Source organism: Legionella lytica (genome assembly GCF_044626755.1).
In the GTDB taxonomy this organism is placed as follows: Bacteria; Pseudomonadota; Gammaproteobacteria; order Legionellales; family Legionellaceae; genus Legionella; species Legionella lytica_A.
Map to the genome: position 1 here is coordinate 24009 of NZ_JBGORX010000014.1, position 14704 is coordinate 38712.

Consider the following 14704-nt stretch of genomic DNA (forward strand, 5'->3'; position numbering starts at 1 on the left):
AACTAACTGTGGCTAGTCCTATCACCAAAATACGTGTACCCCTCATCTCCATAATGTTTAAAAAATAATTAGGAAAGCCTGGCGATGGGACTTTTTCCGGCAACAAAAAAATAAGGCCATAAAATGGGTTGGATAATAAGATAAACTTTTAAACTAGGTCGGGTTTGAAATACATCAATATTGGTCGTCATTACGCTTAAATAAGAATTGAATAGAACAAAATTCATTAATACATAATCCTGCCATATAAATCGCAAGTCTCCAAAATTGGAGGAATTAGCATTTTCCATTATTTTAGATTGGCTAATTTTAAACGACGATAATACACCCGTGGAAATTTATTGTTGTAATTCAGTACAGATATTTTTATTCAAGTATTGCAGGGGCTCACTGGTAGGCGATTTAGGAATACGGCATTCCCAAAGTTCATAGCATGTTAATTAACCTTTAAGTGTCAAGGTTTAAACTCCTTATATCCACCAATAAAGGGAAACGCCATGTCTGTTACTCATTTATTAGAATCAATAATTAAAATTAGAAAACAATTAGGTACTTGTACTGACGGTTCTGAATCATTATCTGAAGAATTACAACAAATTAATCAAGAAAAATTTAAATCCAATTGCGCTTTAGCGTTCACTAAACTAATAGAATTAGAAAAATCATTAATAAGCGAATACGGAGAAAGAGGAGCACAGTTTTTACAGATAACGTTACAAGAATTAAATTTTCCTGAAACATTACAAAAGCAAATTGCCTGTGAGACAAAGTTAGGGTTTAATCTTCCAAGCACGCTATCAGAAAAAATTCTACCTCTATGTGAAATGGCTTATCAAAATGAAAAAAATGGTGTGCCATCTGAGCATGCTAATAAATTGGCCAAAATTTTTGAAAAGTATCAGGACATATTCGACTATTTGATAAAATTTAGAACACAGAACACCTTTGAACATTTAATTCATGATGCTTGTCTCTTTGAGTTACCTGATGCAGAGGGCTGCGCTTTTGAAGTTTGGAAAAAATTAGCCCATGCTCATCTAGTCAATCCGAATTTCCGAGAGTTATTACCTCATGCAACTGAGATTGAAGTATTTTGTATGACGGAAAACAAACAACAGAAAAACATCAAAACAAATCAGAAAGCGATAAACGATAAAATCAAGGAAATTACTAGTACCTCTAAAGTTTATAAAAAACTTCAAACAAACCCATCGCCAGCGCAACAAGCAAAACGTGATGAAGAATTGGCTAATTTAAGTATTAAGAGCGTACGATTAAGTCATGAATTGGCAGAGCTCTGTAAAGGTATTCCGTTGAAAAATTGTAATATTACTATTTTAGATGCCTTTTATAAGGAATATCAGCGAGAATGTAAAGATCATCAGATCCTTGTTAAATACGGCATCTCTAAAGCAAGTATCAGAAAATTTAGTCAGTTAACCCCTGGAAATGATGATGTACTTATTCCTGATGTATTTATTAAGATACCTAACCATGAAAATCTTTACCTTAAAAAGCTTGATGTTCTTCATAAAGAGGGAGCCGCCTTAGCGGCTTGTCTTGGAAAAATAACCGATTGTTGCCAATACATTGGAGGAGCTGGCTCTAGCTGTGCAGAATATGGTATTAGTTCGCCACACAGTGGTTTTTACGTGGTATGCCGTGGAAACCCAGATTATCCAGCGCTTAATGACGAGATTGTCGCTCAATCATGGGTATGGCGAAGTAAAGATAATGCACTCGTTTTTGATTCAATTGAAATGTCTAAAAACAAGTCTCAATTCCCGGTCATGCCCTTTTTTAATCAACTGATTGAGCAACTGATTGCTGAAGGACATACTCATAAAGTAGCTTGTGGCTCAGGTTCAGGTATCGCTAAGCGTCAGGGAGTCACTGATGAGTCGACTGTATCAGAAGAATTTTTTGATTACGTTGGTTACAGTGATGCAAGGAGGCAACGCATTCTAGCAGATGTAAATAAGCCTTTTCTTTTCTATAAATTTGAAGATCAAACACAGTCCTTAATAAAAGAGTTAATGAAAAGTGATACTCCTTTTAATGAAAACAGAGTGTTAAAGGAGTTAACTAGCTATTTACTATTAAATAAAAAAAATTTATTAGGCTTTATTTATGAAGCCTTATCAGAGCTATCACTTACCGATAAAAAAGTGACGCTTGATGAAATGTTCGCTAATATTTTGAGCACGTCAGGTTTTCTATACGAGATTGACAATATTCAATGGTTATTGAGTGTACTCCCCCATGAGAATACGATTATTTTTGAGCCCATAAAAAATAATTTTCCTAATATAATCAAAAATAGAACTCATTTTTGTACTTTGTTTAATTTATTACCCCTGCAACAACAGGGCGAACTTTTTAATTTAACGCAAGAAAATCTTCCTGGAATAATAAAGGATAAATATAAGCTTGATGAATTATTTGCTCCCCTTTCTTTGGATAACCGCGTTGTGCTTTTTGACCTTCTGAAAAGCAACTTCCCTAACACAATAAAAAATACATCTCATTTTTGTAAGTTATTCAGTTTATTACCTCTGCAACAACAGTGCGAACTCTTTAATTTAACGAAAGAAAATCTTCCTGAAATAATAAAAGATCAGTATGAGCTTAATGAAGTATTTGCTCCCATCTCTTTGGACCAACGCACTGCGCTTTTGGGCCGACTAAAAAACAAACTCCCCGGCTTTATTACAGATGAACACGGGCTGATTATAGTATTCAAACATTTAAACCCAGCACAACAGGTAGAAGTGTTGCATATTCTGAAAGATACCCTATCAAAGTTTCTTACCGCTGAGGGAGCAGTCCGAGCTCTTAAGGGTCTTTCTCCTGAAGAAATTACGCTATTAGATACCGTTATAAAAGATATTTCGTCTCAGATAATTAAAACCGAAGAGGATTTTAATAGGATTCTTGAATTACCCTCCGAAAAGTGTAGGGCATTTTTATCGAGTATTAAAAACAGTTTTCCTTATATTATTAAGAATGGTAAGCAATTAAATACAGTAATTGGACTTTTTCCGGAACAACATACGGACATCTTAGAGATGATGCAAGAGTCATTAAGAAATCTAAATCTAATTAAAACATGCGATGAATTTACAGAAATTTTTAAGGAGCTTTCTTGCGATAATCGCCTGGCTTTTTTCCATAGTTTAAAAGAAAAATTACCTTTTCTAATTAAAAATATGAACGATTTTGAGGCAATGCAGGCATCTCTTTCTTTTATTTCAACGGAGCCGCTAAAAACACTGCTTGAAGTAATAGGAAACAATCTATATTACTGCATTAGAAACCATGATGATTTTATTAAAATGCTTAATTATTTGTCTCCAGAACAACATTATGCCCTATGCGAGCGAATGCAAAATTTCCTATATAAGATTGTAAATCCTACGGACGGGTTGCATGCAGTGCTTCATTATTTTACGCCTGAACAAATTCTTAATATGTGCAACAGCCTAAAATACTCCCAGCCTGAAATAATTAAAACTAGTGATGATTTTTCTTTATTGCTAAGACATGTTCCTCAAGGAGAAATTATTAATGCTTATAGTAAAATAAAATTTAGCTTACTCGGACTACTTAAGAATAGTGATGACTTAGCTATAATACTTGCACCACTTCCCTTGGAACCAATGAAGTTAATTTGTAAAGATTTGGGAAGAACAATTCCTTATCTAGTAAATAAAAATAATGATATTACCTCACTGTTTCAACCATTATCCCCACAGCAAATCACCGTTGTTGGTGAATTTTTAAAAGAAAATTTACATAAAATTGTTAATAACAGCCAAAAATTTATCGCGGTGATTACTTTTCTTAAGCCAGATCAAATTATGTCTTTCTGTGAATTAATAACAAAAAATATGCCTCGAATCATCAAGGATGAAATTGATTTGATTAATGTATTTAAGGATTTGACCTCTGAACAAATTAAGGCTGTTTGTACCATACATAAAGAATACTTGCGGAAAATAATAAAAAGTCCAACTGTATTGAAAACTATTCGTGCCAATACATCAGGGGAAAAAGCCGATATCTTAAACGGATTAATAGATTGTTCAAACTCAGCTAATAAATTTTCGAGAAATCCGTATTCGTTCTTTTTAGAAGAGATGCAAGAAATTGATTCTTCTAAGGGTGTAAATCCGGCATCATTAAAAACCTCAGCGTCCACTAAACTTTTAAACTAGATTGTATTTATTTGGAGAATATCATGAGGCTTGGTAAGCCGAAACCAAATGGAACTAATAAACATTGTAGTTGAAATTACCATCGGTTAATAACAGCTACCACGACGTCTCCGACGTGCTTATTATCGATGCATTGACGTAAGTTATACGATGCGGCAATGCATCAAATTTAACTCTCATTTTAAATACGGAATTAAGAAGCGGGCCCGAGACGATCGGATAAGGACATCTGGATGACCAGCAATAGCTCATTCGTAGCGCGACTTATTAGACATGCAGTGAATATGGAGGGTTATTAACTGGATTTATTTCTGCCTAAGCGACGGGCATCGTCACATACTTTTTATAATTTAAGAAAAGAATGCCTGTCGAATTTTAAGCGCAAAAACCTTAAAAATCGCGTCGTGCCAAATTTCTTTGGCTTTATGAATTATATTTGGCGATGAGAGGATGAATTGCTGTAGCGCCCCACAGTCACAGCAAAGAGGTTCTAATTGTCCTCATGAGCGCATGGCACTTTGTGCCACTTATGCGAGCGATGTTCGACTCCTTTGCACATCTGACGAATTGGCTTTGTGTAGCTCCTGAGCACTTTAGATAGACGAAACAGGAAGCTAATAGTCGCTTCTTAGTTCATAACCCTCATCCATAGCACACAATAAGTCGCGCTACGAATGAGCTATTGCTGGTCATCCAGATGTCCTTATCCGATCGTCTCGGGACTCGCTTTTTAATTACGCCCTTAAAAAACGAAAACCAAATTTAATGCACCATCGGGAATCATGGGTGATTTCCTTGAGTTCGAATGTTGGTATACGATATAGTGATTTATTTGCTTGTAGGTATTGGCTGTATAGATAGAATGTTGGTGGATAAATTAATGAAAGAACAAGGAAAGGGATTAATAGCACATTGGTTTTCAAAGGCCACGTTGGCAAACAAAAATTATTGGCGTCGGTTTATAGCCATTCTATTAATTTATAGCCATTCTAATCATTTATTCGCGGCAGCAATAATCCCCAATACAGCTCATCAATCCGCAGCGACTTCGATTACACAACAAGACAGAACAGGTCCGGCTAATACCCCTGTATCTGTTGGTTCTTGGACACCTTTATTGAATTACGCGCAAACAGGAAATTTAAATAATTTATCCTTAACAAGTCAGCAGTTAGGTTTATTAGGCCCCATAAGGTGGGGAGTTAAATACAGCGATTTAACGGGTACGTATGTCAACGCGCAGTACATTCTGCCGTTGAGTGAACACCTGGCATTGGGCGCTTTAGGGGAATATGGAGCAAATCAATACCGTATTAACGGCACATTGGGCTACGGTTTTTCACCGATATCGCAAATAAAATTCACTGCGGAGCGGTTGAGCCAGCGATTGCCCTTCCAGTTTGATTCCGGACCGATTGACTCCAGAGTGCATCAAGATGCCTATGGGATTCGTTTACAACGTGTATTTAATGGCTCCGTGCTCCAGGGATTGAATTGGGGAGGCTACTCAGCGGATGCTCGCAGCAAAGATTTAAAGCCATTGGTGTTTATGAGCAACGGCACTAATTGTGGTGGTTTTTTGTCTGATTTACATTGCATCAATTACCGCCATCTTGCGGGTGGGCTGAGTAAAGGTTTGGATGCTGGTATTGACTTTTTGCTCAGCCCATTGACCTTAATCAGTACCTCATTATATTACGACCAAGTACATTACCGTACCGTCTTTTCTTCAGCTTCCAGTGAAAACCGTCATGGCATGGGAGGCGGTATCCGTTTAAATCAATTATTAGGTGATCACCTTAAGTTGAATGCTGAGTTCTCGGTACGTAAGATTTACGACACTTATCAGGCACGCTTGAGTTGGTTGCCGAGTTTTCAAAAAATGAGGGGTGGCATGGAGTTGACTTTTTTCGGGCAACACGTGGCGTCTCATAATGCGACACCAGACAATAACAGTGTTGGGCTACAAGTAAGTTTCCTAGCTGATGGCCGCACCCGTTACGATGAGCGATATCAATGGGGAAGCCAACGATTGAGTGAGCTCACCCAATCTATCATGACGCCTGCAGTCAAACTGAATCAGGTATTAGTAGTCTCAGAGCAAGTAACCCGGTTTTTAGCGGCTACGATTGTCGGTATTACACCGAATAATGGACCTTTAAGCGGTGGCAATACGGTGACGATTTTGGGCAGTAATTTTGTGCCAGGCGTGTTGGTATTTTTTGACAGTCAGCTCGCAAACAATGTTCAAGTGCATTCATCGAGCAGGATTAGTGCGGTGGTTCCTGCCGGTCACACTGCGAATGAGGCGGTTTACGTGGCCGTAAGCAACCCTGATAGTCAGAGTTCGTTGTTTCCTAAGGGGTATACTTATTTGGCTCCCTCAGCGAACACTATTACGGTTGTCAGCGGCTCGGGACAGAGTACTGCGATCGGTTCAGTCTTTAGCAAGGAATTAATCGCTAAAGTCTCTGATTCATATGGGAATCCTGTATCGGGAGTTACGGTTACATTTGCGGCGACAGGTAGTGAAGCAAGCGCAAGTTTATCCCCACCTATGGTCATCACAGATTCTGATGGTCGCGCGTCAATCACTGCTACGGCTAATGCGAAACCAGGCTCCTATACCGTGCTGGCCACAGTAGAGGGTGTGAGGGGTTCAGTGGTTTTTAATTTGACAAACAATCCTGGAGCTGGGGCGTCCATTGAAATACTGGGTGATTCATCAATGGAGACCTCAGTTGGTACCGATTTTTCTCAATTAACGGTTCTGGTTAAAGATTCAGATGATAATGTGGTGCCGAACAGGTCGGTGAAATTTACGGTGATGTCTGATGCTTCTGGGGCCAGTGCAACGTTCACCACCTCAAACCCGGCCAGTACACTTGCGAACGGTCAAGCGTCCGTCATAGCCAAGGCCAATACCATACCAGGTACCTATACAGTGACGGCGGCATTAACCGATGAACCGAGTATTTCGACAAGCTATACGTTGACGAACAATCCTGGGGCTGTGGCGTCCATTGAAATACTAGGTGACTCATCACTGGAGACCTCAGTCGGTACGGATTTTTCTCAATTAACGGTTCTGGTTAAGGATTCAGATAATAATGTGGTGCCGAATACGTCGGTGAAGTTTACGGCGATGTCTGATGTTTCTGGGGCCAGTGCGACGTTCACCACCGCAAACCCGGCCAGTACCCTTACCAATGGTCAAGCGTCAGTTACAGCCAAGGCCAATACGATATCCGGTACTTATACGGTGACGGCGGCATTAACCGATGAACCGAGTATTTCGACAAGCTATACGTTGACGAACAATCCTGGGGCTGCGGCGTCCATTGAAATACTGGGTAATTCATCACTGGAGACCTCAGTTGGGACCGATTTTTCTCAAATAACGGTTCTGGTCAAGGATTCAGATCATAATGTGGTGCCGAATACGTCGGTCAAGTTTACATCGACGTCTGATGCTTCTGCTGCCAGTGCGACGTTTATCACCGCAAACCCGACCAATACACTTACCAATGGTGAAGCGTCCGTCACAGCTCAGGCCAATACGAAATCCGGTACCTATACGGTGACGGCGACATTAACCGATGAACCGAGTATTTCGACAAGTTATACGTTGACGAACAATCCGGGAACGGCGGCTGTGATTAGCATGGTGAGTGGTTCAGAACAAAGTGCGGCAGTCGATACAGCATTTAGCGCAGCATTAGTCGCTAAAGTCACTGATTCTCATGGAAATGCGGTACCGGCTGTTTTGGTTCAGTTTACGTCAAAGGGTAGTACAGCCGGTGCGATGTTCACTACCCCAAACCCGCTTAGTACAACTACCAATGGTCAAGCGTCAGTCATGGCTAAGGCCAATACAGTATTAGGTAGCTATACGGTGGTGGCAAAAGCGACTGGCGTGACGACTCCCGCGAGTTTTACTTTGACGAATGATGCTATTACTGGAGTTACTGCTAATGGCACTACTTTTGCTTCAGACGCAGGATTTCCCACAACTGGATTTTCTGGGGCTCAGTTTACTATAAATTTAGCAAGTGGGGCTCCAGAAAAGTACACTTGGACTTCGAGTGCATCCTCCTGGGCAAATGTATCTAATGGGGTAGTTAAGTTTAATTCCGGATCAAAACCAACCAATGGGAGTGTAACAATAACTGCGACTCCAGAAACTTCAGTAGCAGGAGGAGCTTCTATTATATACCAATTCAACCTTACAAGATGGTTTGTGAATAATGGGGATACTATTCAGACACAGACTGAAGCCACCAACTATTGTACCGGCAAGGGCTATGACCTATCCGCTGCGTCTTTATTGACGAGTGTCATCAATTATGATGAGGGTCTTTATGGTGATCAGTCCATAGGAAATCTATATGGTGAGTGGGGTGGGCCTTCTAGTCGGGCTGGTATGGGTTCAGGTGTATACGTGGGTTCTGGATGGCAGAGTCTTTACTATTGGTCTTCCACGATTGATACATCGAGTGGCAAGCCGGTTAACGTGGACCTGAATGATGGCAATGCGGGCGCCCAAACAGCCACCTTCTTCCGCCGTGTGGTTTGTGTGGCGAGCATTTAGTGGACAGCGTCAATTTAACTTTTGCGCTAGACTATATTTTATTTGTAGGAAGATCGTGATACCATAAAAGTTATTCATTGAAAACCAGCGGTAAATTTTTTCGAAATTTCCCATATTGTTCAACCATCTCATTATGAGACTGGCTATCTAAGGGTCTTACCTGATGATTAACAATAGTAATCGATTCCTTGAATGTTTCTTTGGAAATCAAAAAGTAAACCCAATTAAGAGGCTGTTGAAAAACAGTTAAATCGTATTGAGCTATCGAATAAATTCTCAAAAGCCACTCTGTTTGGCTCTGTCGAAAATAAAATAAAAGTTTGAAAGGGTTCTAATATCGGACGAAACTATGCCGCGAGCTCGTAAAATTGCTTCCATGCAGGAGCATTACCGGACCCTATCATCTGTCCTTTTTCAACATTCGATGCAATTCAATTCCAAAAATAGTAGCCTCAGCTGATTTAAATGACTTAAATCCAAGCGTGTATTTTGTAATGTTTTTAATAACACGATGATCTTGCTCAATCAGATTATTGAGGTATTTAATCCGTCTTATTTCAATCAATAAATGCCATAGCCCATGGATAAAAAGGAATGTGTTTATCCGCTCCAATGCCGCAGTATTTGAATCTGATATATCAATATTTACTTTCTCTGGCAGACCACTAGAACCAATCGCTTTTTTGAAAAACCTCAATACTGCTGGGATCTCGTTTCTCTGAAAGCATGAAGTCAATGATACTTCCCTCTGTATCTACAGCACGATAAAGATAAACCCATTGGCCATTTACTTTGATATACGTTTCATCCATTTTCCAGCTGCGACCTACAGCTCTCTTTCTTTTTCTAAATTTAAGTTCTAGCTGAGGCGCATAATGTACGACCCATTTTTGAACCGTAGAATGATCTAAATCTACACCACGCTCTTCAATCGCACGATAACATAAGGGAAGGGAAACTTTCCACCGGACGGCCATTAATATTAAATCCTTGGGGAAATGACGCCCTTTGAAACTGAGCATATCTACGCCTTTTTAAAAGAATCTTAACTTAACTTTTGTATTTTCGACAGAGCCGTTTAATTGACGCCATCAGACCCCCCACCAATTTAGTTTCATATTGGAAAATCCAATTTCATAAAGCCAAAGAAATCCGGCGTGATGCAACTTCCGAGATTCTTTCGCCTAAACATACCTAGTCAGATTTAGGGTAAATTGTATCTTGTCGCAATGAAATCTTCTATTTGTTTCTCAATAATTATTTGATTGAATTTATCTACCTTGCTTGCTATATCAGGAACATAGCCTTTTAAAACTCTTTCTTTATGAAAGCTTATCCTATAATTTGCTCCAAAGGGCGGATTACTTATTGTAATTTGTCCTTGTGATAAAGGTCTTTCTATGGCTTCATCGTTATTTTGGTCAGTTGGTTTTATCAGTATCATTGAGGGATATTCTTTGCTTTTTAAAAGCGAACTAGATAACAGAAAGGGTCCAACCTCATCTAAAGGTATTGATGGCCCCATAAGGTGTAAATAAGGATAAGGATCTACATGAACGATGTTTGGAGTAATTTTTGATGAATCGCATGACCAAATTGAATTAGCAGTAAGAATTTGATCTGATTGTTTTGGAATCAATTGACGTGCTTTGTTCACATTCAGGTCTTGTAAGAGTAATTTTCGTGAATGCTTATTATCATGATCGGAGCATATATCAATAGCCTGTGTATAATGGGCGCCACCATAAGTTTGCACATGAAACACACTATTATTAGAAATTACACTTGAAAATTCACTTTCTCCCGCTATATACCTACTAGGCATATTTGAGCGGTATTTTTGTTGCGAAAAAAGACCGTAAGCTCCATCATAATTAACATCTCCAGCAGAGGCAGAGCTTTTAGTAATTATGTTAATTTTTGATTCTTTCCCACCCTGTAAATAGACAACGACGTTTAGTAAATCCTTATCTACTACAGAAAAAGAGCTTAGCACAAGATGAACATTTTCATGACAATTTCCGGCAACTTCTTTAAGCTTTTCGATAAATTTGCAAAATTCAGCCAAACTCAACGGTTTTGAAGTATATAAAGAGAACTCGTTTAAAGAAAGTCTCGTAATATGATTCGTATAATCTTTTTTTATATAAAAATTACCGTTATCCGTGGATTTACAATAAGCATTTTGGTGGGTCTGGTTTACAATTTCAGCTAAGCATTCAATATGATCAACCAATCGTGTATAACTGGTATTTTCCTTATCTGATGAAAGCTTTTGAATGTTCTTTGATTCACCATAGGATAATTTATAGTTTTCAGGTAGAACAACAAGATCACGTATGGTGATCTGACTATTCTCTTTTAATTGTTTTTTTTCAAATTTTTGACGTAAGGACTTCCTAAAAAACCTGTCAGCTACATAATTCTGGGAATGCATTTAATGTTTCCATCATAATAGGGATGAGCACATTTTATAACAGTAATATTAATATTTTCTGATGACTTCAGGCATGTTTTTCATGCAATAGTCGTAAATAGAATAAGGTCACCATTAAGTATGCGATTTAACTTTTTTCAATAATGGGGTTAAATTTGGAAGAAATATTTCATAGATAAAGACAACGTGATTCAACTTAAAAAATCAAGGCTGGGTGGAAACATAGATTTCCAAACAATTAGCTTGCAATAAGGGATGGTTCATATACGTTGCAAAAACGAGCACTAGTTTATACTTTAAGCTATCTTCTCCTACAATAGAATAAAAAATTCATAAGCATTTCGTGAGGGAAGCTTTCCATTAATATTTTGCTAATGAGTTTTAAAGGTGGATACGATACTCAAAATCCTTATTCTATAAGGAATGAAAAGGTAAATCAGGGCAAACCAGGGCCAACTGGATAAAATCCCTTAAGCCTTTCTGTTAGATTGAATGAGATACTTCTAGAGCACGGGCTATAGCTCTTATTCGAAATCGCTTATTCCAAGTAAAGGTTGCCGCGAGATCAGTTTTTTCCGGACCTGGCTTACCGCTTCACATAGCATTTCGTTCTCTAAAGTTTTTTGTCCTAACACTTGTTCTAATTGCTTAATTCGCTTTTGAGTTCATTTACTTCACTTACTTCACTTTGGGGTACAACAGATTCTTCAGCCTTTACTCCAGTCAATGCGCTGCTCTCCATTAATTTAGCCCATTAAAATAATTGACTAGGTGGTATTCCATGTTTTCGTGCAACGTAAGATATCCTTACTCCTGAATGATAGGTCTCATGGACTATTGTCAAACCGGTTTTTTATCATCAATGAATAAAGCAAAAATAATTTGATTTTTACGTGAATGAATACGCAACAAAGAATAGAAAAGAGAAAGCATCATTGGTTAAAAAATAAACTCCTTTCTGGTACCGCTTACCTATACGGCAACAGAAAGGGGTTTTAGCATGTATCCATTATGAACAGGAGATCGTTCCTATATCTTCAGGCGCAGCCCCCATTGTCCCGCTGATAGAGCTTTCACCACCGGCAAACGTACATCCGCTGGAGGCAGTTATAATGTATGTAAAACCATTAGCCAAAGATGAGGGAAAGACAAATGAACCAGGACCAGTCAACGCCAACTGTTCAGTGACCTCACTATTGGTTTGACCAGAACCGTTGGAGACGGTATAGGTTAAAGTTAATACTGCAGTGGAACTTGTACCCAATGTTCCGCTTATCGGATATAAAGCATCATAAGACGTCGCGAGCAAATCGCTTATCTCATGAATATTGATCGCACTTCCAGTACTGGCAGCAAATCCGACATAAAACGCCGGTGCGGGCGGTAAATTGTTTGCTGTTGCGCTAAACACAGGAGTGGGAGCATTATTACGATAAACTTCCGTTACTCCTTGAGCAGAGATATTCACTCGATAAACATTACGACCTTGAGTGTCGTTGGTAATCGTCATCCTACCGTTACTATTAGGACAGGTAGCTGCAGGACACGATAATGCCGGCATTAATGTATCGGATACTGCAAGCAGTGGATTATTATTGATGGTTGCTCCCCGGACCGCAATATGATTAGGAAGGCGTGCATCAGAGGAGGCCGTTTTAGCAAAATTACCCCACTCATCAAAGCCAATTCCAATATATCCTCCGGTAATTCCACCTGCTCCATGACCGTATCCTAAACCAGCGCCGGTTGGGCCGAGCACGGTAGGAATAGCACTTTCGCCATTAATAAAGAAAAAGGAAAACCCGTCTCCGCCAGGATTACTATCGGTACCATCATTGTCTGCACCCGCATAGGAATAAGCAGTAAACTGGATAGAAAAACCTTGAGTTAAATTAAATAAACGAGCGAATACAATACCCCCTTCCTCGCTCCGAATCGCACTGGTTAAGCGTAAAGCTCCGTGTCCAGTAACATCTGGAACTGCACCACCCGACTGATAACCGCCATCACCTCCAGCAGCACAAGCAGGAATATAACTAGTATTCGTTATTGAAGCAGTTAAACAAGCCGAATTTACAGTATTACTCCCATTACCTGCAGGTAATACCCAAGGATCTGCGGTATTTGTACTACTAAAGCTTTCATAATAAGGAAGCAGATTTAATGTGCACAATACATCGATGTTGTTAACATTACTACCAGAAACAGTCCCCGTACCCCGAACCAAACTACAGGTCTGCTGCGTGTTAGGTTGGCTTAATATCGTTACATTATAAGATGAGCCATCTTGTAGCGAAGTGGGAAATGTAAACGTACCATTTGTCGTGAGTGTTAACGTTTCACTATTATTAAGCTGTAGTTTAATGGTGCCATTGTTACCCATAGCGATTAAATTACCGCCAATAGTATAAACACCTGGCCCTTTATGGATATTTAAAATATCTTGTGCTGCTGGTTGATAACATTGATTGGGGTTGCCGTTTTGGCATACGACTGGACCACCTACAACATGATTTTTATTGAGCGCGACCGCATCAATGCTTAAACTCAAAATACAGGATTGATGATAGTCCAAGGTGAAAAGATTGCTACAATTTTCAGCACCTTTTAATTGGGTAATCCCTTTTATTGGATTCATCACCAAACTATGGCGCACTTTTGATTGATTAGTCACCCTATATTGAACCGTCGCCTTGCTATTCCCAGGAATAGTTATGGTTGTTGTTGTAAGTGGTTGAAATGTCCATAAAGATACGCCTGCATAGGCATTCGTAAAAAAGAGCAAGACGGCCATGGTAAATAACCGCATAAGAGAATAGTATCTATCCACTATAATTATTCCTAATATAAATTAATTTTCAAAAATTACAACAAGTTAAGCATAACCCAATAATGCAAGCATATAAACTCTTGAGCTTTTGGCGATCTTAATGGTTCATCGTTTACTTCATGAAACATCGACAATAAATCTCGGTCAAGCTATTCAAATGTGCTGTGTCTTTCTTTCAAAAAACGATGATATTATTTCCTATGGCCAAAAAATTTACTTAAAACTCAATGAAATTTCAGAAAGAATCTTATTGTCTATTTATGGAATGGGAACTAATGTTGGGTTAAAACATATGTGTGCGGGAAATGCTCATGTAAGTGAGTACCAGCTTCGACACATTAAAAACTACTTTTTATCCACTGATAATTTTAAAAAACGCACTAAGCAAAGTGGCAAATACTTTATTCAAAATCAGGTTAAAAGAAATATGGGGCGAGATGCCTAGAGCTGTTGCCAGTGATTCAACACAATTTTCAGCTTATTTTCAAAGTTTGATTTCAAAATACCATAATCGTTATGGGGTTAATTCCATATAGCGCTGGTTTATCAGCATTACCCGTTACATCTCTTATACAGCAAGACTTATAGAGCGAGCATTAATAGTTTCATCCTCTAACAACAATTTCGCA

Annotated in this window: 8 protein-coding genes and 1 pseudogene; 4 read left to right on the forward strand and 5 right to left on the reverse strand. The window is 38.9% G+C overall.

Annotation, left to right across the window (positions count from 1 at the left end; all coding sequences use genetic code 11):
• Positions 1–68 precede the first annotated feature (68 nt).
• Positions 69–227 carry a hypothetical protein gene (locus tag ACD661_RS16540; protein WP_400188949.1) on the reverse strand — a complete coding sequence of 53 codons (159 nt, stop codon included), beginning with the start codon at positions 225–227 and terminating at the stop codon, positions 69–71.
• A gap of 270 nt (positions 228–497) precedes the next feature.
• On the opposite strand from ACD661_RS16540, the gene ACD661_RS16545 reads away from it, so the two are divergent.
• On the forward strand, positions 498–4217 hold the full coding sequence (locus tag ACD661_RS16545) for a hypothetical protein (protein WP_400188950.1): 3720 nt from the start codon (positions 498–500) through the stop codon (positions 4215–4217).
• A gap of 805 nt (positions 4218–5022) precedes the next feature.
• Positions 5023–8808 carry an Ig-like domain-containing protein gene (locus ACD661_RS16550; protein ID WP_400188951.1) on the forward strand — a complete coding sequence of 1262 codons (3786 nt, stop codon included), beginning with the start codon at positions 5023–5025 and terminating at the stop codon, positions 8806–8808.
• Positions 8809–9155: 347 nt separating this feature from the next.
• Here the strand turns inward: ACD661_RS16550 and ACD661_RS16555 are convergent.
• The 4 genes and pseudogenes from ACD661_RS16555 to ACD661_RS16570 form a co-directional block, all read right to left on the reverse strand.
• Positions 9156–9830: pseudogene (locus ACD661_RS16555) on the reverse strand (IS6 family transposase).
• Positions 9831–10012: 182 nt separating this feature from the next.
• Positions 10013–11245, reverse strand: a complete 1233-nt coding sequence (locus ACD661_RS16560) for a hypothetical protein (RefSeq protein WP_400188952.1) — start codon at positions 11243–11245, stop codon at positions 10013–10015.
• Positions 11246–11999: 754 nt separating this feature from the next.
• A complete protein-coding gene (locus ACD661_RS16565; RefSeq protein WP_400188953.1) occupies positions 12000–12089 on the reverse strand; it encodes a transposase in 90 nt (29 codons plus the stop codon).
• Positions 12090–12254: 165 nt separating this feature from the next.
• On the reverse strand, positions 12255–14054 hold the full coding sequence (locus tag ACD661_RS16570; protein ID WP_400188954.1) for an L-type lectin family protein: 1800 nt from the start codon (positions 14052–14054) through the stop codon (positions 12255–12257).
• 121 nt (positions 14055–14175) lie between these two features.
• On the opposite strand from ACD661_RS16570, the gene ACD661_RS16575 reads away from it, so the two are divergent.
• Both ACD661_RS16575 and ACD661_RS16580 read left to right on the forward strand, forming a co-directional pair.
• Complete coding sequence (locus ACD661_RS16575; protein WP_400188959.1) at positions 14176–14520, forward strand: Tn3 family transposase; 345 nt, start codon at positions 14176–14178, stop codon at positions 14518–14520.
• A complete protein-coding gene (locus ACD661_RS16580; RefSeq protein ID WP_400188958.1) occupies positions 14465–14611 on the forward strand; it encodes a Tn3 family transposase in 147 nt (48 codons plus the stop codon). Before ACD661_RS16575 ends, ACD661_RS16580 begins: the two co-directional genes overlap by 56 nt.
• Positions 14612–14704: the final 93 nt, after the last annotated feature.